We start from the raw sequence: 22,777 nt of genomic DNA, 5'->3' as shown, positions 1-22,777 counted from the left end.
GATTCGAGAGGCCACCGGAGAGACCATGGACATCATCAGATTGTGCGCCTTTGGCTATGCGGCGCTGCTCGGCTTCGTGATCCTGACCGGTTACATCCCCCTTTTCATCGACCAGAACGACATGATCTTCGGTCTGTTCCGCCGCACCTGGTACGCCGATGGCTTGCATCTGGTCTCCGCGCTCTGGGCGCTGGCGGCAGCGCTGACCTCGCGCCGTGCATCCGAACTGTTCTTCCAGCTCTTCGGCGTCTTTTATTTCGCTGACGGCGTGCTCGGTCTCCTCACCGGCTCCGGCTATCTCGACTTCGGCATCCTCATCAATGGCGTCCTGAACCTGCCGCTCTCGACCCGGATCTTCGCCAACGCGCCGCATCTCGGCCTCGGCGGCGTCGCCATCCTGATCGGCTATCTGCTCGTCCCGCGCACGCGCCCGGTCCATGCTTAAGCGCCTGCGCCGCTTCATACTGACGCTGCTTGCGCTGGTCGCCGTCGCGATCCTCGTGCCGCTCGCCTATATCGAGGCGACCTGCCAGCCCACGTCGCAAGCTGCTCCAGCGGCGACGGCCGCGATCGCGCTGCCGCCGATCACGGAGAAAGGCTACCGCCGGCCGCTCGACAACACCTATTTCACCTTCCCGGAATGGTACATCGTCTATTCCTTCGAGGATTTCGGCCGCTTCCTCGATCACTCCACCGAAAGCCAGTTCGGCTATCTCCGCCACATCCTCGGCTTCTGGCGCAGCTTCTGCACCATCAACCGTGCGATGCCGGCCGCAACGGAGTCCCGCTTCGACGTCAAGCTGATGATCTATGTGATCGGGATCAGCTACTCGACCGAATACGCCATCAAGGGATTTTACGAGAACACGGTCGGCCGCCTGTTCGAATGGATCCGCGGCGATCACCTGACGCCGCAGGACGAATATGCACGCACGGTGCTGCAGGACTACGCCGCGTTCCTCTACACCGTGCCCTGGTTCAAATATCCGTTTCGCGACAAGCTCGATGGTCTCGAGGCGATCTCGGCGCCGACGCCGAGCAATTGGCGCACCCGGGAGCGCGACTTCGCGCTCGGCACCGAATATTTCATCAAGATCGGCTACGCGCACGCGATCCAGGCCGCGCTCGATGCCTCCAATGACGACGAGCCACGCGACATCATGTTCGTCGTGCAGACGCTGCCGCCGGAGACGCTGGCCGCGGAGCCGCGCATCACGCCGATCCGCAACCTCTCGCCCGACTGGCAATTGGTGCAGGCCCCACGCTACAAGGCGCTGACGGAAATCCTGAGCAAGCTGCTGGACGGCGGTCACGGCCTCGCCGAGATCGCCGGCAATCACGACATCCTCGTCACGGTGATCGCGCCGAAAGATGGGGTGCTCGACGTTTCCGACACGACGGAACTGTTTTCGCTGGATCTCGACGCCAAGCCCGGCTTTCGCCGGGCCGGCCTCAAGGCTAGGATCGACCGGCTGATCGAGATCAAGCGCGGGCTGACGGCGAAGGGTGTGAGCCTTGAGCACTTCTATGATTACTAGCCGGACAGGACTGCGCCCGCTCGGCAGGATCGCACTTGCGATTCCGCTCGTCGTCGTGGGCTGGCTGGTGCTCGTCGTCGCCCTCACCTTCGGAACGTCACCGGGCCGCTCGCTGGCCGTGATCGGGCCGCAGGCGCAGGCGATTGCGGCGGTCGCGAGGGCCAACGGGCGTGTGCTGGCATCCAGCGCCTATGTCACGATCGCCCGCTCCGACGCCGCCGACTTCGTCAGCCGGCTCTACAATGCGGGCGCCCTGCTCGTGCTCGATGCCGAAGAGGCCGGTGGCTGCAACGGGCTTGCGCCACGCCGCGAGCGTAGCTGACGCACTCAGCTCACGAGGCGTATTTCTGGTACATCGTGTTGGTGAACAGCCCCGCCGGGTCATATTTGCGCTTGGCAGCAAAGAAGTCGTCGATCTGCGGATAGGACTTCTTGAGCTGGTCGCGCGAATAATAGAGCTGATACGGCAGGAAGAAGCGGCCCTGGTTGGCGATGGTGAGATCAATCAGCTCTTCCGTCGTCCTCTTCATGCGGCGGTTGCCCTCGTCGTCGGTGGGCTGATTGATATAGAGCACCAGCGAAAAGGCGGGCTCCGGGGAATAGGTCAGGAAGTTATCTTCCTTGTGGACGACACGCACCGATGCATTCAGCAGGTTGGTGTTGTTGGCGAGCATGATCTTGCGCATGCCGTCGACGAAGGCGACGAAGTTTTTGCGCGGGATGAAGTATTCGTGGAGAATGTCGGTCTCATCCGGCAGAGCGTTGCGCAAGTACGGCACGGAATCATGCATGGGATTGTTGCGGCTGACGAGGCAGGCTTCGCCCGACGCGATCGCTTGGGCGCGGGTTACCGTGCAGCTCTCCATCCGGTGCTCGATATGCTTCTCGGACAGCCACTTCAGCTCCTGGAAGAATGGCCCCTGCTTGGACAGGTTGATCGTGAGGCGCCTGAGCTTCGTGCTGCTGACCTCACCCAGCGCCTCGATCGCGAAATCGCTGCCGTCGGCCTTGGTGTAGGTGTAGAGCAGCATTTCCTGCAAGAAACTGCTCGGCGCGGTCGAGAGGTGGCCGTACATCAGGCCGATATTGGTGTCGTTCTCGATCTCGCCGGAGAACAGCGCTGGAAACGTCTTGTAGTCGAGCACGCGGCGGCCGGTCTGGTAGACCGTGTTGTCGGCGATATCGAGCTCGGCCTCGATGATGACGCCGAACAGGCCGTAGCCTCCGACCACGAGGTTGAACAGTTCCGTGTTCTCCGTCGGCGAGACGGTCCGGATCGAGCCGTCGGCCAGCATGACCTTCATCGCCTTGATCGAGCGCGCCAGCGCGCCAGCCTGGTGATCCATGCCGTGGGCATTGACCGAGATCGAACCGCCGACGCTGAAGATGTCGGTCGATTGCATGGCGCGTACGGCAAAGCGCGGATGCAGCGCGATCTGGATGTCGTGCCAGGTCGCGCCCGGCTGCACGGTGACGCTGCGCGCGGCCTCGTTGAGCGTGATGCGGTTGAACGTACGCATGTCCAGCACGATGCCGCCCTTGCGGAAGGCCTGCCCGCCCATGGAGTGGCGCACGCCCGCCGTCGTGATCGGCAGCTTGTTGTCGCGGGCAAACGCCAGTGTCCTGGCGATATCGTCGACGCTGTGCACCTCGACCACGCCGTAGATTTCGGTGCGGTTGAGACAGCTCGCATCGTTGATGCTGCCGCCGAGCTGCGACCATTTCACGCCCGGAAGCGGCGCGATCGCCCTCACCTTGTCCAGATCGATCCTGCCCTGCTCGCCAATATCCTCCGCCGCCCGGCAATCCTTCGGCCCGGTGGGATCGGCCGCCAGCGCCTGCAATTTGCGGAAGCCGTAGACGCCGAACAGCGCGACAAGCACGGCCGCGGCGGAGACGCCTGTTTTGAATTTTCCAAAAGATTTTTGCATGAAGTGATTCCGGTGGGAGGATGATGATCCGGGCGCGCGGATCATTAGTCAAACCGGCCGTCGCCGGGTTCAATGCCGCGATCCTGCCGGCCAAATCCTGAAGAACTCCTTGCAACGCTCACCAGCCATGCGGCGGCGAGACGAAGAAGGCCCCGAGCGGACGTGATAATCTCCCCCATCAGAACAATAAGCGGGGAGAGAAATCATGCTCAACCGACGCAGCGTCCTGCTTGCATCCCTTGCCGCCGGAGTAGCCATGACCAGCAAAGCCCACGCCAAGGCGGCGCAGCCCGCGACGCCGGTCAATTTCGACGTCCCGCTGCACGCCTGCGACTGCCACACCCATATCCATGGCGATCCCGAGAAGTTTCCGTTCTTTGCCGGACGCGTCTATACGCCGGAGCTGGCGTCGCCGGATGAGATGGCGGCGCTGCACAAGGCGCTGCGTATCGAGCGCGTGGTGATCGTGACGCCGAGCGTCTACGGCACCGACAACGCCTCCACCCGGTTCGGCATGAAGGCGCGCGGGGCGGCCGCACGCGGGGTGGCCGTGATCGACGACAAGACCACGGAAGCCCAGCTCGATGCGATGCAGCAGGATGGCTTCCGCGGCATCCGCATCAATCTTGCTACCGGCGGCATCAGCGATCCCAATGTCGGCCGGGCCCGCTTCACCGCGGCGATCGAGCGCATGAAGGCGCGCGGCTGGCACGTGCAGCTCTACACGACGCTGCCGATGATCACGGCGATCAAGGATCTCGTGCTGGCCGCGCCCGTGCCGGCCGTGTTCGACCATTTCGGCGGTCTCGAGGCCCCGCTCGGGCTGGAGCAGCCGGGATTTGCCGACCTGATCGAGCTCGTCAAATCCGGCAAGGCCTATGTAAAGATCTCCGGGGCCTATCGCTCGTCAAAGCTCGCGCCCAATTATCAGGACATGGTGCCCTATGCGCGGGCGCTGATCGCGGCGAATCCGGACCGCATCGTCTGGGGCACCGACTGGCCGCATCCGGATTCGAGTCGCGTCGAGGGTCGCAAGGCCACCGACATCGCGCCGCTCTACCAGATCGACGACGGCCGGCTACTCAACCAGCTTCCGATCTGGGCGCCGGACGCGGACGTGCGCAAGAAGATCCTGGTCGATAATCCGGCGCGGCTCTACGGGTTCTAACGCTCTCAGCGCGCGCGGCGCGAGAAGAAGGAGATCAGCACCGGCAACGTCACCAGGATGACGACCGGCGCCAGCATCATGCCGGTGACGACGACGACCGCCAACGGCTTCTGCACCTGCGAGCCAATGCCTTCCGACAACGCGGCAGGAAGGAGGCCGACGCCGGCGACCACGCAGGTCATCAGCACGGGCCGAAGCTGCAGCTCGCCGGTCCGGACCACCGCGGTCATGCGGTCCATGCCTTCTTCGATGAGCTGGTTGAACTGCGAGATGATGATGATGCCGTCCATCACGGCGATGCCGAACAGCGCGATGAAGCCGATCGCCGCCGAGACGCTGAACGCCGTACCTGTGATGACGAGCCCGAGCACGCCGCCGAAGATCGCCATCGGGATCACGCTCATCGCCAGCAGCGTGTCGGTCATCGAGCTGAAATTGAACCAGAGCAGGATGGCGATCAGCGCCAGCGAAATCGGCACCACGATCGACAGCCGCCGAATCGCGTCCTGGAGGTTGCCGTACTCACCGACCCATTCCATGTGGGAGCCGGGCGGCAACTGCACCTGGTCGGCAATCTTCTGCTGCGCCTCGCGGATCGCGCTGCCGAGGTCACGCTCGCGCACCGAGAACTTGATCGGCAGGTAACGCTCCTGCTGCTCGCGATAGATGTAGGCGGCGCCGGAGACGAGGCTGATGGTTGCGACCTCGCTCAGCGGGATCTGCGTGACGGTGCCGTTCGGCCCGGGCGCGCCGATACGCAAATTCTGGATCGCCTCGGCGCTCTTGCGGTATTCCGGCGCAAGGCGGACGATGATCGGGAAATGGCGATCGCTTCCGGGCTCGTAGAGGTCGCCCGCGGTGTCGCCGCCGATCGCGACCTTGATGGTGGCGTTGATGTCGCCGGGCGCAAGGCCATAGCGCGCGGCCTTGGCGCGGTTGATGTCGATCTGGATGGTCGGCTGTCCGAGCGATGTGAACACCGCAAGGTCGGTGACGCCCTGCACGGTCGCCAGCACCGATTTGATCTTGTTGGCGGTGTCGGTCAGCGCCTTGAGATCGCTGCCGAACAGCTTGATCGAGTTCTCGCCCTTCACGCCGGAGACGGCTTCGGAAACGTTGTCCTGGAGATATTGCGAGAAGTTGAACTCGACGCCGGGGAAGCGGTCGTCGAGCTGCTTGAGCAATTGCGCGGTCAACTCTTCCTTGTCATGCGTGCCCGGCCACTCGCTCGCGGGCTTGAGTGGCGCGAAGAACTCGGCGTTGAAGAAGCCGGCCGCGTCGGTGCCGTCATCGGGGCGGCCGTGCTGCGACACGACGGATTCCACCTCGGGCCGGCTGCGGATCAGCTTGCGCATCTCGTTGACGTAGGTGTTGCCCTCCTGGAGCGAGATGGTCGGCGGCAGCGTGGCGCGGATCCAGAGATTGCCCTCTTCCAGCTTGGGCAGGAATTCGAGGCCGAGCAGGCGGCTGAGCGCCAGCGTCATCACGACGATGCCGATCGCGCCGCCGAGCACGATGGTGCGGTTGGCGACGGCCCAGTTCAGCACCGGCATGTAAATCCGGTGCAGGAACAGCATGACCTTGGTCTCGGTCTCCTGGACATGCGCGGGCAGGATGATCGCGGACAGCGCCGGAGTCACCGTGAAGGTCGCGAGCAGACCGCCGGCGAGCGCATAGGCATAGGTGCGCGCCATCGGTCCGAAGATGTTGCCCTCGACGCCCGAGAGCGTGAACAGCGGGAGGAAGGCCGCGATGATGATCGCGGCGGCAAAGAAGATCGAGCGCGAGACGTCGGCCGCAGCGCTGAGGATGGCGTGGCTCTTCATGCCGAACAGCGTCTCGTTCGACACCTGCTCGAATTCGGACAGCGGCGTGGTCTGGGTCAGGCGGCGGAAGATCGCCTCCACCATGATGACGGTGGCGTCCACGATCAAGCCGAAGTCGATCGCGCCGACCGACAACAGGTTCGCAGATTCCCCGCGCAGCACCAGGATGATCACCGCGAAGAACAGCGCGAACGGAATGGTGGCGCCGACGATCAGCGCGCTGCGTAAGTCGCCGAGGAATATCCACTGCAGCAGCACGATCAGGAGGATGCCGACCACCATGTTGTGCAGCACCGTGTGCGTGGTGAGGTCGATCAGGTCCTTGCGGTCGTAGATGCGCTCGATGCGCACGCCGGGCGGCAGGATGGACGAATTGTTGATCTGGTTGACGAGCTGCTCCACGCGCTTGATGGTCGGCGTGCTCTGCTCGCCGCGGCGCATCAGGACGATGCCCTGCACGATGTCGTCGGCATCGTCGAGGCCGGCGATGCCGAGCCTGGGCTTTTCGCCGACCGTCACGGTCGCAACGTCCTTGACCAGCACCGGATTGCCCGAGGTCTGCGCGATCATGGTGTTGGCGAGATCGTCGATCGAGCGGATCAGGCCGACGCCGCGCACCACCGCCGACTGCGAGCCGATGTTGACGGTGTTGCCGCCGACATTGACGTTGGAGTTGCTGACCGCCTGGAGCACCTGCGGCAGCGTCAGCCCGTTGGCCATCAGCTTGTTGAAGTCGACCTGCATTTCGTAGGTCTTGGTCTTGCCGCCCCACCCGGTGACGTCGATCACGCCGGGCACGGCGCGGAAGCGGCGCTGCAGGATCCAGTCCTGGATGGTCTTGAGGTCGAGCACGCTGTAGTTCGGCGGGCCGACGAGGCGATAGCGGAAGATTTCGCCGATCGGGCTCAAGGGCGAGATTTGCGGCTGCACGTTGCCGGGCAAGGGCGCGAGCTGCGCCAGCCGGTTCAGGACCTGCTGCAACGCCTCGTCATAAGTGTAGGCGAAGGAAAATTGCAGTTTGACGTCGGACAGGCCGTAGAGCGAGATGGTGCGGATGGTCGTGAGGTTCTTCAGCCCCGCGACCTGGGTCTCGATCGGGATCGTGATGTAGCGCTCGATCTCTTCGGCCGACAGCCCCGGACTCTGCGTCACGATGTCGACCATCGGCGGGGTCGGATCGGGATAGGCCTCGATGTTGAGCTGGTTGAACGCGATCAGGCCCCCGATCAGCACGGCGACGAACATGCCGACCATCAGGTAACGCCGATTGACGGCAAGGGCGACGAGGCGATCCATTCAGGTCTTCGTTATGCTTGGGGTCGTCGATCAGCTACCGGACGCCGCGCGGTCGATGAACAGGCTGCCCTTGGTGATGATCTGCTCGCCGGGCTTCAGGTTGCTGGTGACCTCGACGAGGTCGCCATTGACGAGGCCGATCTTGATCTGGCGCAGCTCGACCGACTTGTCCTCGCGGGCGACCCAGATGCGCACCTGGTCACCCTCGTAGATCAGCGCCTGCTTCGGCACTGCGGGCGCGGCGCGGTCGCCAGCCGAGTAGATCGTGACATTGGCGAACATCTCCGGCTTGAGCATGCCGTCCTTGTTGTCGATGGTGGCGCGCACCAGCAGCCGGCGGGTGTTGGGGTCGATCGCGGCGGCGACGTAGTTGATCTTGGCGGTCAGCGGACGGCCCGGCAGCGCCATCACGTTGACGGTGATGTCCTGCCCGATGCACACCGACGCCGCGTCGCTCTCGCGCACGAAGGCAGTGAGCCAGACGGTGGAGAGATCGCCGATCACGAAGACCGGATCGCTGGCGCCGGAATTGACGTACTGGCCGGGACCGATCTTGCGTTGCACGACCGTGCCGGCGATCGGCGAATAGATCGTGATCTCCGGATTGATGCTGCCCTTGTCCTGGAACGCCTTGATGGCCTCGTCGGTGAAGCCGAGGATGCGCAGCTTGTTGCGCGCGGCTTCCAGCGCCGTCACCGAGGAACGCATGTCGTTCTGCGCCTGGACCTGAGTCGCTTCCGCCTGCTGATAGTCCTTCAGCGGGATGGCGTGGCCCTCATAAAGATCCTTGGCGCGCTTGAACTGGATGTCGGAAAGCTCGAGCGAGGACTTCGCCTTGTTCTGCGAGGTCATCGCCGCGATGAAATCATTCTGGGCCTGCACGGTGTCGGCGGCCTCGATCGTGAACAGCGGTTGACCTTGCTTGACGCTCTCGCCCGGCTTCACCAGCAGCTTGGTCACCCGGCCCGCATAGGGCGAGAACACGGGGGTCGAGCGGTCTTCATCGACCGCGACCTTGCCTTCGGTGACATATTCGGCCCGGAAGGATTTGGCCTTGACCGGCTCGATCGTCAGCGTCGCCCATTCGGACGGCGTCGGCGTGAAATTCTGCGCATTCCTGCGCGACTGGCTGGAGATTTCGGAGTGGCTCTTCTCCTTGCCCCCCACAGCGACGAAGCCATAGGCGCCGGCCCCGGCAAGTAGCAGTAAAACTACGGATGTGATCATCCGTTGCTTTGTAAGCACCTGCAATCGCTTGGTATTTTCAACTACCATGGGGCCCGGTCATGTCTGCGATGATATCGGCAACTGACCGCGTCATCGGTTGCGCTAATAGTGCCGAATTGGGATTTCAGACAACCTAAAAACGCAGGTCGCCCTTCGGTTTACTGTTAAAATTTTGCGATGTCAGCTTCGTGTCAGCTACCGGCCGGCCACTGTGCCCGATGGCTGCCGAGCGGCATCGCCGGGCGGCTCCATTGCGCCGGCGTTTTCGACAGCAGCGCCGAATGCCTCACCGCTTTCAACGTGCCGAAGCCAGATGGCATGGCATCGATGAACGCCAGATGTACGACGTCCCCCGTAATATCCGGGGTCTTCAGCCCGTCCTCGAGCCGGCCGAGATTCCACAGCCAGCGCCCGGTCTGCGCCAGCGACACGCGCACGTGCCAGCTCCCGCCTTCGCGCGCCTGGCGGGCCTTGGCCATCACCGCGCCGAACGCCATCAGATAGCCGGTGGCATGGTCGAGCATCTGCGCCGGCAATTCCTTCGGCCCTTCGAGGCCAGCGGCCTGTCCCTCGGCATGGTTGAAGCCGGTCGTGGTCTGCACCAGCGAATCGAAGCCGCGCCGCTCGGCCCAGGGGCCGGCATGGCCATAGGCCGACAGCGTCACGTAGACGATGCCAGGATTGATCTCTGCTGCATCCTGCGGCGAAAAGCCGAGAGCGGCGAGCGCGCGCGGACGATAGCCTTGCGAGAATATGTCGGCCTCTTTCAAGAGCTCGCGCAATTGCGCCCGCCCCGCTTCGCTCTTCAGCTCGACGAACGTAGTGAGCTTGCCGCGGCCGGTGTCGATGGTGAGCCATGGAATTGCCGGCAGCTCGGGCCCCGACACCAGCAGCACATCCGCGCCGTGCGCAGCGAGGGTGCGGCCTGCGACGGGACCTGCGATGACGCGGGAGAGATCGAGCACACGAAGGCCGGCGAGCGGACGATCGCCCTTGGATGATCCCTTGGGCCAAGGCCTCGGCGGGGCCTCGCCGATCTTCTCGATCGAGACCAGCGGCAGTTCGGCGAGCGCACGCGCCTGCGGCAGTGCCGACCACTCCTCGTAGGAGCGCATCAGGGCGACGACGCCGCCGGCGGCATAGGCCGCGGTCTCGAAATCGGCGCCCTTCCATTGCATCAGCGCGGCCTGCACCTTCTCGCGCTCCGGCTCGCAGGCCAGCACCGTGCAGACGGCGTCGCGATGATGCGGGAAGTTGGTGTGGCAGCGGACGAAGCGGTTGTCGCCGGTCTTGTAGACTCCGGCGATGGCGTCCCGGGCCGGTGGCGGCGGCTTGTCATCGACGCGCAAATAGCGTTCGGAACGGCATTCGACGACGGCATGGCGCATGTCGACGGAGACGTCCTGCGCCTCGCCGCTGCGCAGCCGCCAGATCTCGGCGGCTGCGAGGCCCGCGGCCGCAACGCTGGCCTGGCCTGCGGCGGCGACACGAAACGAGGACGGGATTTGCGGCTCCTCGCCGGTGAGCCGCACTCGCGCGAGTGCGGCCATTTCGCCGCCAGCGGAGGTCCAGATGTCGCGGAGAATGCCGGCAGGGCTTTGCATGGCTGATTCTCTCCCTTAGTTTTCACGACCATCCCACGATCGCAGAAAGGACTGCAATGGCCGCCATCGATCCCCTCACCGCGGGCGCCGTGTTCGTTGCGACGGCAGCGACCGACGCGGTCTACGTGATGTTCACCTCCGCCATCGTCGCGCGCAAGCGCGTGCCCGCCGCGACCTGGAGCGCGATCTGGTACCTGCTCTCGTCCTACGCCGTGATCAGCTACACCGAAAACGCCCTCTATGTCGCTTTCGCGGCGGCCGGCTCCTGGGTCGGCGCCTACGCCTCGCTGACCTTCCTGCACCGCCCGCCCGGCGGCCCGCCGGTGGGCGCCGCGCCGGAGTAAGTGGTGGTCGATTTGAGAACTCGTAGGGTGGGCAAAGCGAAGCGTGCCCACCGCTTTCGTGCACATTGAAGAATGGTGGGCACGGCGCTGACGCGCTTTTGCCCACCCTACAACTGCTTCAACTTCGTCATTGCGAGCGCAGCGAAGCAATCCAGAGTCCTTCCGCGGCGGCAGTCTGGATTGCTTCGTCGCCTCGCTCCTCGCAATGACGGCGTGGAGGCTTCTGCGCATCTCCTGAAACGGCTACACTCCCTGCGACCAACAAAAAGGAGCCCAACAATGGATCTCGGTCTCAAAGGAAAAACTGCCATCGTGCTGGGCGGCACGCGCGGCATCGGGCGGGCGATTGCGACAACGCTGGCCGGTGAAGGCGCTGATGTCGCGGTGTGCGCGCGCAACGCCGATCAGGTTGCGGCAACCGTCGCCGAGTTGAAGGCGAGCGGGATTCGCGCGACCGGCGGCCCGGTCGACGTCACCGACGGCGCGGCGCTGAAAGCCTGGATCGAGGGCGTCGCAAAGGAGCTCGGCGGCATCGACATGCTGTTCTCCAATGCCGGTGCAATGGCGCAAGGCGCGGATGCGGCATCGTGGGAGCAGAATTTCCGGCTCGACGTGCTCGGCGCCGTGCATGCGTTCGATGCCGCGCGGCCGTTCCTTGAGGCAAGCGGCGAGAAGAGCGGCGATGCCGCCTTCGTCATCATCTCCTCGGTCTCGGCGGCGCAGGCCGACCAGGCAAGCTCCTACGGCCCGGTCAAGGCGGCGCTGATCCACATGGCCAAGGGGCTGGCGCGGCAATACGCAAAGAAGAGGGTCCGCGTCAACGTGGTGTCGCCGGGCACCGTCTATTTCAAGGGCGGCGTCTGGAACACGGTCGAGCAGAACATGCCGAAGCGCTACGAGGATGCGCTCGCCCGCAATCCGACCGGACGCATGGCCACGCCCCAGGAAATCGCCAGCGCAGCGGTGTTTCTCGCAAGCCCGGTGTCGTCGTTCACCACGGGGTCCAATCTCGTCGTCGACGGCGGGATCTCGAACCGGGTGAATTTTTAGAGGCGGGCATCATCGCGCCGCTCGCTCCGACGTCAGGGCCGGGCTTGACCCGGCCATCCACGCACTGCTGCGCACGCTGAAAGCCGTGGATGCCCGGGACAAGCCCGGGCATGACGACTGAGGATGTGGCGCACAATCGTTGCAGCGAACTCGTCATTGCGAGCGCAGCGAAGCAATCCAGATTGGCGCCGCGGAAAGATTCTGGATTGCTTCGCTGCGCTCGCAATGACGGTGTGGCGACATTCTGCGTGACGCCCCTCAATGAAAATCCCGCGACGGCGGCAGGATGCGGACATCGCGCGGGTGGCGGATTTTCTGTGCGGGCGTATCGACGTGGTCGCGGCGGTCGTCGTTGAGGGGCTCGATCAGGGCGGCGCCGGCCGGCACCGGACGCTTGCGGCTCAAGGCATCATTGGTGAGCCCGATCAGATCGTGCGAGCGGTCGATCATGCGCTGCGCGATGAGATGCGTCACCTTTTCGGGGCTGCTCTGGATATAACCCTCGACCAGGATGAGGCGCGCGCCCATCACTTCCTTGCGGTAACGCTCCATGATCTTGGGCCACACCACGACATTGGCGATGCCGGTTTCGTCCTCCAGCGTCATGAACACGACGCCGCTGGCGCTGCCCGGCCGCTGCCGCACCAGCACCACACCGGCACAGCGGACCCGGCGCCGCTCGTTCTCATGACTGACGTCCTTGCAGGCGACGACGCATTCGCTCGTGAACATCTCGCGCAAGAATTCCATCGGATGGCCCTTCAGCGACAGGCGGATGGTCTGGTAGTCCGCGACCACCTGCTCGGCGCGCGGCATCACCGGCAGGGGTCTTGCACCTTCGTCCGGCTGCTCGCGCGCGACGGCGGCCTCGAACAGCGGCAGCGGCACGTCGTCAGGCAGGCGCCGCACCTGCCACAGCGCCTCGCGGCGGTCGAGCCCGAGCGAGCGAAACGCATCGGCATCGGCGAGCAGGATCAGCGCGCGCTTGGGCAGCCCGGTGTCGCGGGCGAAGTCTTCCAGTGAGGTGAAGGGGCGGCGGTTGCGAGCGGCGACGATGCGGTCGGCCCAGTCCTGGGGGTTCTCCGCATTGTTCTGAGCTGTCTCCACCCTGTCATTCCACATTGCGCAAGTGCGCAATGGGGGCGCGCGAAGCGCGGACCCGGAATCCATCGAGCCGCATACGCCTGGCGGAATGGATTCCGGGCTCGCGCCTTTCGGCGCGCCCCCATTGCGCACTTGCGCAATGTGGAATGACAGCTGAGAGCGTTTCAGCCTCTCCTCATCCTCGTCCAGCCAGTGAAACCCATCGATCTGGCGAAAGCCCAACCGCACGGCGCAATATTTGCCGTCGGTGTTCTCCAGCGTGTTCTGCGCGAAGCTGTAGGAGACGTCGATGTCGCGTACCTCGACGCCGTTCTTGCGGGCATCACTGACGATCTGTGCCGGGGCATAAAAGCCCATCGGCTGCGAGTTCAGCAAGCCGCAACAGAACGCGTCGGGGTGATAATGCTTCAGCCATGAGGAAATGTAGACGAGCTGCGCGAAGCTCGCGGCATGGCTCTCCGGAAAGCCGTAGCTACCAAAACCCTTGATCTGGTCAAAACAGCTCCTGGCGAAGTCGGGATCGTAGCCGCGCGCGACCATGTTGCCGATCAGCTTGTCCTCGTATTTGCCGATGGTGCCGACATTGCGGAACGTCGCCATCGAGCGGCGCAGGCCGTTGGCTTCCTCGGATGTAAAATGTGCGGCCTCGATCGCGATGCGCATCGCCTGCTCCTGAAACAGCGGGACACCAAGCGTCTTGTGCAGCACCTTGTAGAGCTCGTCCTTGTCGCCATGCTCCGGTGACGGCGATGGATAGCTCACCTTTTCCTGACCGTTCCGCCGCCGAAGATAAGGATGCACCATGTCGCCCTGGATCGGACCGGGCCGCACGATCGCGACCTCGATGACGAGATCGTAGAACGTCCGCGGCTTCAGGCGCGGCAGCATGTTCATCTGCGCGCGGCTCTCGACCTGGAACACGCCGAGCGATTCCCCGAGGCACAGCATGTCGTAGACCTTGGGATCGTCCTGCTTGACGGTTGCCAGCTCCAAACGCTCGCCCTTGTGCTCGTCGATCAGGTCGAAGCATTTGCGGATGCAGGTCAGCATGCCCAGCGCCAGCACGTCGACCTTCATCATGTTGAGCGCGTCGACGTCGTCCTTGTCCCATTCGATGAAGGTGCGATCGTCCATCGCGGCATTGCCGATCGGCACATAGGTGTCGAGCCGGTCCTGCGTGAGCACATAACCGCCAACATGCTGGGAGAGATGGCGCGGGAATTCGATCAGCTCGGTCGCAAGCTCGACCGCGAGGCTGATCATGGGATTGTGGGGATCGAGCCCGGCCTGCTTGACCTGCATGTCGTTGAGGCCCTTGCCCCAGCTTCCCCAGACGGTGTCGGCGAGCGCGGCGGTGACATCCTCGGTCAGGCCCAGCGCCTTGCCGACGTCGCGAATGGCGCTACGCGGGCGGTAATGGATGATCGTCGCGATGATCGCGGCACGGTGGCGGCCGTAGCGACGATAGACATATTGCATCACCTCCTCGCGCCGCGAATGCTCGAAATCGACGTCGATGTCCGGCGGCTCCAGCCGCTCCTTGGAGATGAAGCGCTCGAACAGCAGATCGACCTTGGTCGGGTCGACCGAGGTGATGCCGAGCACGTAGCACACAGCCGAGTTTGCCGCCGAGCCGCGGCCCTGGCACAGAATGTTCTGGCTGCGCGCATAGTGCACGATGTCGTGCACGGTGAGGAAATAATGTGCGTATTTCAGCTCGGCGATCAGCGCGAGCTCTTTCTTCAGGGTAGCCCGCAGCTTGTCGTCGATGTTGCCGCCGAAATATTTCTGCACGCCCGCCCAGGTCAGGTCTTCCAGATGCCCTTGCGCCGTCTTGCCCGGCGGCACCGGCTCGTCCGGATACTGGTATTTGAGCTGGTCGAGCGAGAAATCGATCTTGTCCGCAAAGCGCATGGTCTCCACGATCGCGTCGGGGAAATCGCGGAACAGCCGCGACATTTCTCTGGGAGTCTTCAGAAACCGCTCGGCATTGGCTTCGAGCTTCCTGCCGACCGCCTCGATCGTGGTCTTTTCCCGGATGCAGGTCAGCACGTCCTGCAAGGGGCGGCGCGCGGGATGGTGATAGAGCACCTCGTTGGTCGCAAGCAGCGGCACCTTTGCCGTCGTTGCGAGATCGTCGAGCCGCGCGAGGCGACGCCGGTCGTCGCCGCGATAAAGCAGGCTCGCCGCCAGCCATACGCCCTCGGCGAGGCTCGCCTTGAGCTTGGCAAGGACATCCAGCGCCTTCGCCGGCTCGAAACGATGCGGCAGCGTCAGGACCAGAAGCTGGCCTTCCGAGAATTCAAGGAGATCGTCGAAGGCGAGATGGCACTCGCCCTTCTCGATCCGCGTGATGTCGTTGCCGCGCTTGCCCCTGGTGAGGAGCTGGCACAGCCGGCCATAGGCGGCGCGGTCGCGCGGATAGACCAGGATGTCGGGCGTGCCGTCGATGAAGACGATGCGCGCCCCGATCAGCAGCTTCGGCTTGTGCATCACCTCGGCATTGTCGAGCTCCTTGTAGGCGCGCACCACGCCGGCGAGCGTGTTGTGATCGGCAATGCCGATCGCGGGAATCCCCAGAATGCTTGCCTGATGCACATAGGCGCGCGGATCCGAGCCGCCGCGTAGGAAGGAGAAATTGGTGGTGATGCCGATCTCGGCATAGGCGGGCGTGTTCATGCGAAGAGACCGTGCACATACCAGTTGGCGGGAACAGGCTTGCCCTCCTCGTCCATGAGCTCGCTGTCGTAGAGGCCGTCGCGAAAGATCCAGAAGCGCAGGCCTTCGGCATCCTCGACGCGAAAATAGTCCCGCGTGAGCTGTTTGCCGTCCTGCCGCCACCATTCCATGGCGATGCGCTCGGGCCCCTCCACCCGCACCACCGCATGCAGCGCGCGCCGCCAGGTGAATTGATGCGGCGCGCCGTCGGGCACGGTCGCGAACGGCACCTTGATCGGCTCCGGCCTGTCGAACAGCCGCAAGGGACGCAGCGGCGGTTCGCTCTCGATGCGCGCCGGCCATTCGGCCTGCATGGCCGTGGCGAGATGGTGCTGCGCGGGCGCGGCCAGCACCGCGCGCTCCGGAATATGGGTGTCCTGCGGCAGGTGCACGACGACGCGCTTTCCCCCGATGCGCGCGGCGATGCGGTCGATCAGCGCGGCGAGTTCGTCATTGTCGTGGACATGGGCGTCGAGATCGCGCTGCTCCTGCACCACGATCTCGGTGCGGCTCGCCGACAGCCGCACCATGTCGAAGCCGAAGCCGGGGTCGAGGGGATCGGCGAGCGCATCGAGCCGCTCACGGAACAGCCGGTCGATGACGGCGCTTCGCGTCACCGGCCGCCCGGTCTCGACCATGATCGTGCGCACCACGCCATCGGTGCGGAAGAAGGCGGCTTCCAGCCGCCGCGCGCCCTTGCCCTGCTTCTCCATGGAGGTAACAAGCGTATCGGCGAGCCGCGACAGCGTCATCGCGATCATGGTGTCGGTCGCGATCGGCTCGGCAAAGCGCTTCTCCACGATGTAGTCGGGCAGCGGTTTGCGCGGATTGATCGGCGCATCGCCCTGCCCCAGCGCATGCGCGAGCAGCGTAGAGAACCGCGCGCCGAACCGCGCGGTGATCTCATGCGGCTCGCGCGACGCCACATCGCCGATGGTTTTCAGGCCGGCGCGGCGCAGACCGACAGTGATGGCATCAACCGCGCCGAGCGCGGACACCGGCAGCCGGCTGACCGCCTCCGCCTCCCCGCCATCGGCGACGATGGTGCCAGGTACCTGCCGCGTCAGCGTGCGCGCGCAGACCGAGGTGGCGGCGATCGCCGCGCTGACAGCAAAGCCCTGCCGGGCGAGCGCACGGACCAGCGTCTGCAACAGTGCAGCCTCCCCGCCGAACAGATGCGCGCAGCCGGTGATGTCCAGGAACAGACCGTGCGGCGGATCGAGCGCCACCAGTGGTGTGAAGCGATCGCACCAGTCGGCGATGTCGCTGAGCGTCTTTGTATCGGCCGCGATGTCCGCGTCGAACACCTTCAGATCCGGGCACATCGCCCGCGCATTCGCCAAGGGCAGGCCGATGTGCAGGCCGAGGCGCTCGGCGGCCTCGTCGAGCGCATGGATCACCAGCGCGTTGTTGTCCTTGGTGACGACGATGCTGGGATCACCCAGCCCGCCGTCGAAGAACCGCTTGATCCGGTCGATGGGCAGGCGCGGCAGCCACAGGCTGAGAATACGCCGACGGTTCACTGAACAGGCACTCATCACATTTCCATTCCATGATCCACCGGCCACACGGGCCATGACGATTGCGCAAGAGCTCGGCATCGAAGCGCGGTGCGCCCCAGGCATTCCACACCGAGCCCGGCGGCGAATGTGCCGCGCGCAACATCCATCGTGTCTCCGCAGTCGAGGGCAGCGGCTGCGCCGCCATCCGCAACAGGAGCCCGGTCACGCCCGAGGCCTGCGCGGCGAGCGTCAGCTTGCGGCTCGCCACGAGATCGAACTGCTTTGTCTCGCCCCAAAGCTCGAGCACGACGGCGCCGAGCGCATCGCAGGCGAGCGCGTCGGCCGACGTGCGCAGCGCGGTCTCGACATCGGCAGCGCGCACCATCACCACGCGGCGCGGATCGAGGCCGAGCTCGGCCAGTCCGCTCATCGACAGCGCGCCCGTTTCAACTTCCGAAAAATCCTGCCGCACCCACAGCAGTGGCCGGCGCGCCGACACGCGTCCTGCGAGACCCATGACGAAGCCCGTCGCGGCGGTACCCTGCCGCCCCTCGCAAAACACCTCGTGGATCGCTGCGCGCGCGAGCCCGCCCTGCAAGGCCCGATCTGCTTCCGGGTGGCCGAGTGCCACGCAATCGCGATGATGCGCGGCCTCCGCCGTCTCGATGCGCTCGATCTGGCCGCGCAAGGTCGCAAGCGCGCTTGTACGTGCGGTGGCGCATGATCCGCCAAAATGAGAGCGGTTTGGCGACAAGATCATGCGCCCTCCCTAAAAAGAGGAGCGCGATCGGACGCAAAACCGGCGACCACTTTTGCTGATCGCGCTCCGCATGCTCGCCGCTCCTTCAGAGGTGATTGCCGTGGCTCTCAAAAAGAAAACCAGCGGCTGGCTCATTTGTTCATGATATGTTCTAATATAAAACTAACGGCGCCCCTGGAGTCAATCGAATTGGTGCGTCCACGGATTCATGAGCAGAATCAAGAGGATTCAGGTGCCATGTACCTCATCACTCTCGACAGCGAGACCGATTTCGACGGCTGGCGCAAAACCGCACGCGCGCTCGCACTGCACCACGTCGCGCCGACCGACGTGACGTGGCGCGTGCAGGGCCATGCGAAAGACGACGTGCCGCCCGGCCTGTGCGAAGCGCCAGGCCTTCCACCGATCGAGGCCGACAGCACCTTCAGCGTGCCCGCCGATTTCATCGAGCTCGCACGCGTCGCGATCCTGCATCGCGACGCTGAGCGCTTTGCGCTCCTCTATCGCCTGCTGTCGCGGCTGCGGAGCGATCACGATCTGCTCGGGACCAGAACCGATCCCGACGTCGCGCTGGCGACGGCAATGGCCGGCAGCGTGCATCGCGACGTGCAGCGGATGCGCGACGTCGTCCGCTTCCGCGAGATCGGACGCGAGCACAAGGCGCATTACGCCGCCTGGTTCATACCGGAGCATCACATCGTCGAATTTGCTGCCCCCTTCTTCGCGCGCCGCTATGCCGACATGCCATGGTCGATCCTCACGCCCGACATTTGCGCCCATTGGGACGGCCACGCGATCTCGTTCACGCCGGGGATCAGCCAGGCGGAGATGCCTGCCCCAAACCGGTTGGAGGAAACCTGGCGCCGTCACTTCCGGCCGGACCAACCGATCGCACCGGAAGCGCCGAACAAGCGCCGGAGGAACCTGTCGGAAGCCTCGATACTTGAACCTCTGCTCTCTGATGCCGAACGCTGGACCGGCGGACGGATCAAACCGTCTCCGGAGCCGCCCATGAAGCGCAAACCCGCCGCCGACGATCTCGAAACGCTTCGCGAGGAAGCCGCCCACTGCCGTGCCTGCCCTCTCTACAGGGATGCGACGCAGACCGTGTTCGGCGAGGGTCCGAAGTCCGCCAATATCATGCTGGTCGGTGAGCAGCCCGGCGACAAGGAAGACCTCGCCGGCCATCCCTTCGTCGGCCCGGCCGGCCAGATGCTCGACCGCGCGCTGGACGAGGCCGGCGTCGACCGCAGGAAGGTCTACGTCACCAATGCGGTGAAGCACTTCAAATTTGTGCCGCGCGGAAAAATCCGCCTGCACCAGAAGCCGAACACACCGGAGATCCGGGCGTGCCGGCAGTGGTACGAGCGGGAACTGGCGGCAATCCAGCCCGATCTCGTCGTGGCCATGGGCGCCACCGCCGCCCAAAGCGTGTTCGGCAAGATCACGCCGATCGGCAAGAACCGCGGCCGCCTGATCGACCTTGCCGACGGCCGCAAGGCCCTGGTGACGGTGCACCCGTCCTATCTGCTACGGCTGCCGGATCCCGAAGCCAAAGTGCTGGAATATCAACGTTTTGTCGAAGACCTGAAGATCGCTGCCGGCTTGCAGAAAAAAGCCGCCCGCGCCGCCTGACGGCTACCTGCACGCAATCGGCGGTGGAGAAGCCCCCGTCATTTCAATCGTTCGTCAACCATTTCAACTGGCTGTCACATGCCGCGAGCAAAATCGGGGCCTTGGGACAGGAGAATTTCCAATGAGTGACGTTGCTTTGCCCGGCTCCATCGAGCCAGCCTTGCGTAGGGGGCCCGACCTCGACCGCGGATTTCATCCGCTCACTGGCGTGATCTACATGGGGGTCATCGGCGCTGCGCTGCTCTTCGTCGCCTACAGCATCTGGATCGACGTCGATGCCACCGGCACGCAGGTCAAGAGCATTGCGCCCTTCCTGATGCTCTTCGTCGCGCTTCTGATCGCGCTCGGCTTCGAGTTCGTGAACGGCTTCCACGACACCGCCAATGCGGTCGCAACCGTCATCTACACCCGCTCGCTCCCCGCCCACGTCGCCGTGGTGTGGTCCGGCATGTTCAACCTGTTCGGCGTGCTGCTGTCCTCGGGAGCGGTCGCCTTCGGCATCGTCTCGCTGCTGCCGGTCGAGCTGATCCTCCAGGTCGGCTCCAGTGCCGGTTTCGCCATGGTGTTCGCGCTGCTGATCGCCGCGATCATCTGGAACGTCGGCACCTGGTATTTCGGCCTGCCGGCCTCGAGCTCGCACACGCTGATCGGCTCGATCATGGGTGTGGGCATCATGAACGCGGTCCTGCATGGCCGCAGCGGCACCTCGGGCGTCGACTGGACCCAGGCCACCAACATCGGCAAGGCATTGCTGCTGTCGCCGCTGTTCGGCTTCGCGCTCGCCGCCGGCCTGCTCCTGATCCTGCGCACCGTGCTGCTGCGCGCCACGCCCGCCTTGTTCGGCGAGCCGAAGGGCGACCAGCCGCCACCGTGGTGGATCCGCGGCATCCTGATCCTCACCTGCACGCTGGTGAGCTTCTTCCACGGCTCCAACGACGGTCAGAAAGGCATGGGCCTCATCATGCTGATCCTGATCGGCACGGTGCCGACCGCCTACGCGCTCAACCGCGCGCTGCCGGAGGCCCAGATCGAGCAGTTCATCAAGAACTCGGACGCCGCGAGCAGGATCATCGAGGGCAAGGCCGCCGGCTATAACGTGATCGGCAACCCGCGCCCTGCCGTCACCAACTATGTCGCACAGCACGAAGTCACCGGCGGAACGTTCCCGTCGCTCGCCGTGCTCGTGCGCGATATCGCCAAGCAGGTCACCACCTACGGCTCGCTCGCCAAGGTGCCGGCGGAAATCGTCGGCAACACCCGCAACGACATGTACCTCGTCTCGGAAGCGCTCCGCTTTTTGATGAAGGACAAGGAAGCCGAACTCAGCGCCGACGATGTCGCCGTGCTCACCGCCTACAAGGGCTCGCTCGACAGCGCCACGAAGTTCATCCCCGGCTGGGTGAAGATCGCGGTCGCCATCGCGCTCGGCCTCGGCACCATGGTCGGGTGGAAGCGCATCGTCGTCACCGTCGGCGAGAAGATCGGCAAGACGCACCTCACCTACGCGCAAGGTGCCTGCGCCGAGATCACGGCGGCCGCCACCATCGCCGCCGCCGACGTCTACGGCCTGCCGGTCTCGACCACACACGTGCTGTCGTCAGGTATCGCCGGCACCATGGCCGCCAACGGCTCGGGCCTGCAATGGGCCACGATCCGCAACATCGCCATGGCCTGGGTGCTGACCCTGCCGGCCGCGATGATCATCTCGGGCGTGCTCTACTACGTCTTCTCGCGGGTGTTCTGAGCAATCACAGAGCTCAAAGAAAAGGGCCCGTGCGATGCGCGGGCCCTTTTCCATTTCCGCTTCGGTATTGAGGCTCACGCCGCCGCGAGCGACTCCTCGACCAGCTTGATCCAGTACGACGTGCCGTAGACGATCGCCTCGTCGTTGAAATTGTAGGCGGGGTGATGCAGGCCGGCACTGTCGCCGTTGCCGCAGAAGATGAAGGCGCCGGGACGCGCTTCCAGCATATAGGCAAAATCCTCGCCGCCCATCAGCGGCGGCATCTCGAGCACGTTGGCTTCACCCGCGACCTGCTTTGCGATGCGCGTCGCCACCTCGGTCTGCGCCGCATGATTGTTCACCACGGGATAATTGCGCTTGTAGTGCAGATCGATCTTCGCACCCGTGATCTGCGCCACGCCCGCCACCACCTCGCGCACGCGTTTCTCGACGAGCTTGCGCACCTCCGGCGTGAGCGTGCGGATGGTGCCCCGCAGCTCCGCGGTCTGCGGAATGACGTTGCGGGCGTTACCGGCGTGGAACTCGCAGATCGAGATCACGGCAGATTCCAGCGGATCGACGCTGCGCGCGACGATCGACTGCAACGCCGTGATCAGCTGGGCGCCGACCAGAACGGAATCGACGCATTTGTGCGGGCGCGCGGCATGGCCGCCGAGGCCCTCGATCTTGATGTCGACCTCGTCGGTCGCCGCCATGATCGGGCCCGGCCGGATCGCGAACGAGCCGATTGGGATGCCCGGCCCATTGTGCATGCCGTAGACCTGCTCGATGCCGAACCGCTCCATCAGCCCGTCCTTGACCATGGCCGCGCCGCCGGCACCGCCCTCCTCGGCCGGCTGGAAGATCACGACCGCGTCGCCGGCGAAATTGCGGGTCTCGGCGAGGTAGCGCGCAGCGCCGAGCAGCATCGCAGTGTGGCCGTCATGGCCACAGGCATGCATCTTGCCGGGGGTCTTGGAGGCGTAGGGCAGATTGGTCTGTTCCTCGACCGGCAGCGCGTCCATGTCGGCGCGCAGGCCGATCGCCTTGAGGCCTTCACCGGCCGGCTTCTTGCCCTTGATCACCCCCACCACGCCGGTCTGGCCGAGACCGGTCACGACCTCATCGCAGCCGAACTCGCGCAGCCGGTCCGCGACGAATGCGGCAGTGCGGTGGACGTCGTACAGCAGCTCGGGGTGCTGGTGGATGTCCCGCCGCCAGGCCTGGATGTCCGGCTGGAGGTCAGCGACACGGTTCACGATGGGCATGGAGGATCTCAAGCTCTCAAATTGGGAATTGGGAATACAGGAGTGTCTACCATGCAAGCGGCGGTCCGCCTAACTCCTTGGGA

16 protein-coding genes are annotated in these 22,777 nt (G+C 64.7%); 8 read left to right on the top strand and 8 right to left on the bottom strand.

What is annotated here, in order from left to right; translation table 11 throughout:
* The first annotated feature begins 25 nt into the window (after positions 1 to 25).
* From K289_RS0104755 to K289_RS0104745, 3 genes are read left to right on the top strand one after another with little or no spacing between them, the layout of a single operon-like run.
* On the top strand, positions 26 to 445 hold the full coding sequence (locus tag K289_RS0104755; protein ID WP_027550441.1) for a hypothetical protein: 420 nt from the start codon (positions 26 to 28) through the stop codon (positions 443 to 445).
* Positions 438 to 1,538 (top strand): hypothetical protein, encoded by a 1,101-nt coding sequence (locus K289_RS0104750; protein WP_027550440.1) that lies wholly within the window; start codon positions 438 to 440, stop codon positions 1,536 to 1,538. The genes K289_RS0104755 and K289_RS0104750 overlap by 8 nt, the downstream gene beginning before the upstream one ends.
* On the top strand, positions 1,528 to 1,860 hold the full coding sequence (locus K289_RS0104745) for a hypothetical protein (RefSeq protein WP_156917792.1): 333 nt from the start codon (positions 1,528 to 1,530) through the stop codon (positions 1,858 to 1,860). Before K289_RS0104750 ends, K289_RS0104745 begins: the two co-directional genes overlap by 11 nt.
* A gap of 10 nt (positions 1,861 to 1,870) precedes the next feature.
* Here the strand turns inward: K289_RS0104745 and K289_RS0104740 are convergent, their stop codons facing one another.
* Positions 1,871 to 3,469 carry an FAD-binding protein gene (locus K289_RS0104740; protein ID WP_027550438.1) on the bottom strand — a complete coding sequence of 533 codons (1,599 nt, stop codon included), beginning with the start codon at positions 3,467 to 3,469 and terminating at the stop codon, positions 1,871 to 1,873.
* 205 nt (positions 3,470 to 3,674) lie between these two features.
* Here K289_RS0104740 and K289_RS0104730 point away from each other — a divergent pair, with 205 nt between their 5' ends.
* Positions 3,675 to 4,637 (top strand): amidohydrolase family protein, encoded by a 963-nt coding sequence (locus K289_RS0104730; protein WP_027550437.1) that lies wholly within the window; start codon positions 3,675 to 3,677, stop codon positions 4,635 to 4,637.
* Positions 4,638 to 4,642: 5 nt separating this feature from the next.
* Here the strand turns inward: K289_RS0104730 and K289_RS0104725 are convergent, their stop codons facing one another.
* From K289_RS0104725 to K289_RS0104715, 3 genes are all read right to left on the bottom strand, one after another.
* Positions 4,643 to 7,759 carry an efflux RND transporter permease subunit gene (locus K289_RS0104725; protein WP_027550436.1) on the bottom strand — a complete coding sequence of 1,039 codons (3,117 nt, stop codon included), beginning with the start codon at positions 7,757 to 7,759 and terminating at the stop codon, positions 4,643 to 4,645.
* A gap of 30 nt (positions 7,760 to 7,789) precedes the next feature.
* Positions 7,790 to 9,034: an efflux RND transporter periplasmic adaptor subunit gene (locus K289_RS0104720; RefSeq protein WP_027550435.1), complete on the bottom strand. Its 1,245-nt coding sequence runs from the start codon at positions 9,032 to 9,034 to the stop codon at positions 7,790 to 7,792.
* 143 nt (positions 9,035 to 9,177) lie between these two features.
* The gene (locus tag K289_RS0104715; RefSeq protein WP_027550434.1) at positions 9,178 to 10,590 is read right to left on the bottom strand and encodes a CoA transferase; all 1,413 of its coding nucleotides are present in this window, start codon (positions 10,588 to 10,590) and stop codon (positions 9,178 to 9,180) included.
* A 56-nt stretch (positions 10,591 to 10,646) separates the two neighbouring features.
* Here K289_RS0104715 and K289_RS0104710 point away from each other — a divergent pair, with 56 nt between their 5' ends.
* Both K289_RS0104710 and K289_RS0104705 read left to right on the top strand, forming a co-directional pair.
* Positions 10,647 to 10,934, top strand: coding sequence for a hypothetical protein (locus tag K289_RS0104710; protein WP_027550433.1), 288 nt, complete (start codon positions 10,647 to 10,649; stop codon positions 10,932 to 10,934).
* 279 nt (positions 10,935 to 11,213) lie between these two features.
* Positions 11,214 to 11,984, top strand: coding sequence for an SDR family NAD(P)-dependent oxidoreductase (locus K289_RS0104705; protein ID WP_027550432.1), 771 nt, complete (start codon positions 11,214 to 11,216; stop codon positions 11,982 to 11,984).
* A gap of 258 nt (positions 11,985 to 12,242) precedes the next feature.
* Here K289_RS0104705 and K289_RS0104700 read toward each other — a convergent pair whose 3' ends face one another.
* Genes K289_RS0104700 through K289_RS0104690 form a run of 3 tightly spaced genes read right to left on the bottom strand, consistent with a single transcriptional unit; the run spans position 12,243 to position 18,068 of the window.
* Positions 12,243 to 15,767, bottom strand: a complete 3,525-nt coding sequence (locus tag K289_RS0104700; protein ID WP_027550431.1) for an error-prone DNA polymerase — start codon at positions 15,765 to 15,767, stop codon at positions 12,243 to 12,245.
* Positions 15,764 to 17,344 carry a DNA polymerase Y family protein gene (locus tag K289_RS0104695; protein WP_035683818.1) on the bottom strand — a complete coding sequence of 527 codons (1,581 nt, stop codon included), beginning with the start codon at positions 17,342 to 17,344 and terminating at the stop codon, positions 15,764 to 15,766. Before K289_RS0104695 ends, K289_RS0104700 begins: the two co-directional genes overlap by 4 nt.
* Entirely contained in the window at positions 17,244 to 18,068 is an 825-nt protein-coding gene (locus K289_RS0104690; RefSeq protein ID WP_051310488.1) for an ImuA family protein, read from the bottom strand. The genes K289_RS0104695 and K289_RS0104690 overlap by 101 nt, the downstream gene beginning before the upstream one ends.
* A 237-nt stretch (positions 18,069 to 18,305) precedes the next feature.
* Here K289_RS0104690 and K289_RS0104685 point away from each other — a divergent pair, with 237 nt between their 5' ends.
* Complete coding sequence (locus tag K289_RS0104685; protein ID WP_027550428.1) at positions 18,306 to 19,703, top strand: UdgX family uracil-DNA binding protein; 1,398 nt, start codon at positions 18,306 to 18,308, stop codon at positions 19,701 to 19,703.
* Between the two features lie 121 nt (positions 19,704 to 19,824).
* Entirely contained in the window at positions 19,825 to 21,447 is a 1,623-nt protein-coding gene (locus K289_RS0104680; RefSeq protein WP_027550427.1) for an inorganic phosphate transporter, read from the top strand.
* 74 nt (positions 21,448 to 21,521) lie between these two features.
* Here the strand turns inward: K289_RS0104680 and K289_RS0104675 are convergent, their stop codons facing one another.
* Complete coding sequence (locus K289_RS0104675) at positions 21,522 to 22,694, bottom strand: M20 aminoacylase family protein (RefSeq protein ID WP_027550426.1); 1,173 nt, start codon at positions 22,692 to 22,694, stop codon at positions 21,522 to 21,524.
* Between the last annotated feature and the right edge of the window lie 83 nt (positions 22,695 to 22,777).

The organism is Bradyrhizobium sp. Cp5.3, from assembly GCF_000426265.1.
Lineage (GTDB): Bacteria > Pseudomonadota > Alphaproteobacteria > Rhizobiales > Xanthobacteraceae > Bradyrhizobium > Bradyrhizobium neotropicale.
The sequence above is the reverse complement of the archived record's forward strand: the minus strand, read 5'-3'. Positions and strand labels throughout refer to the sequence as shown.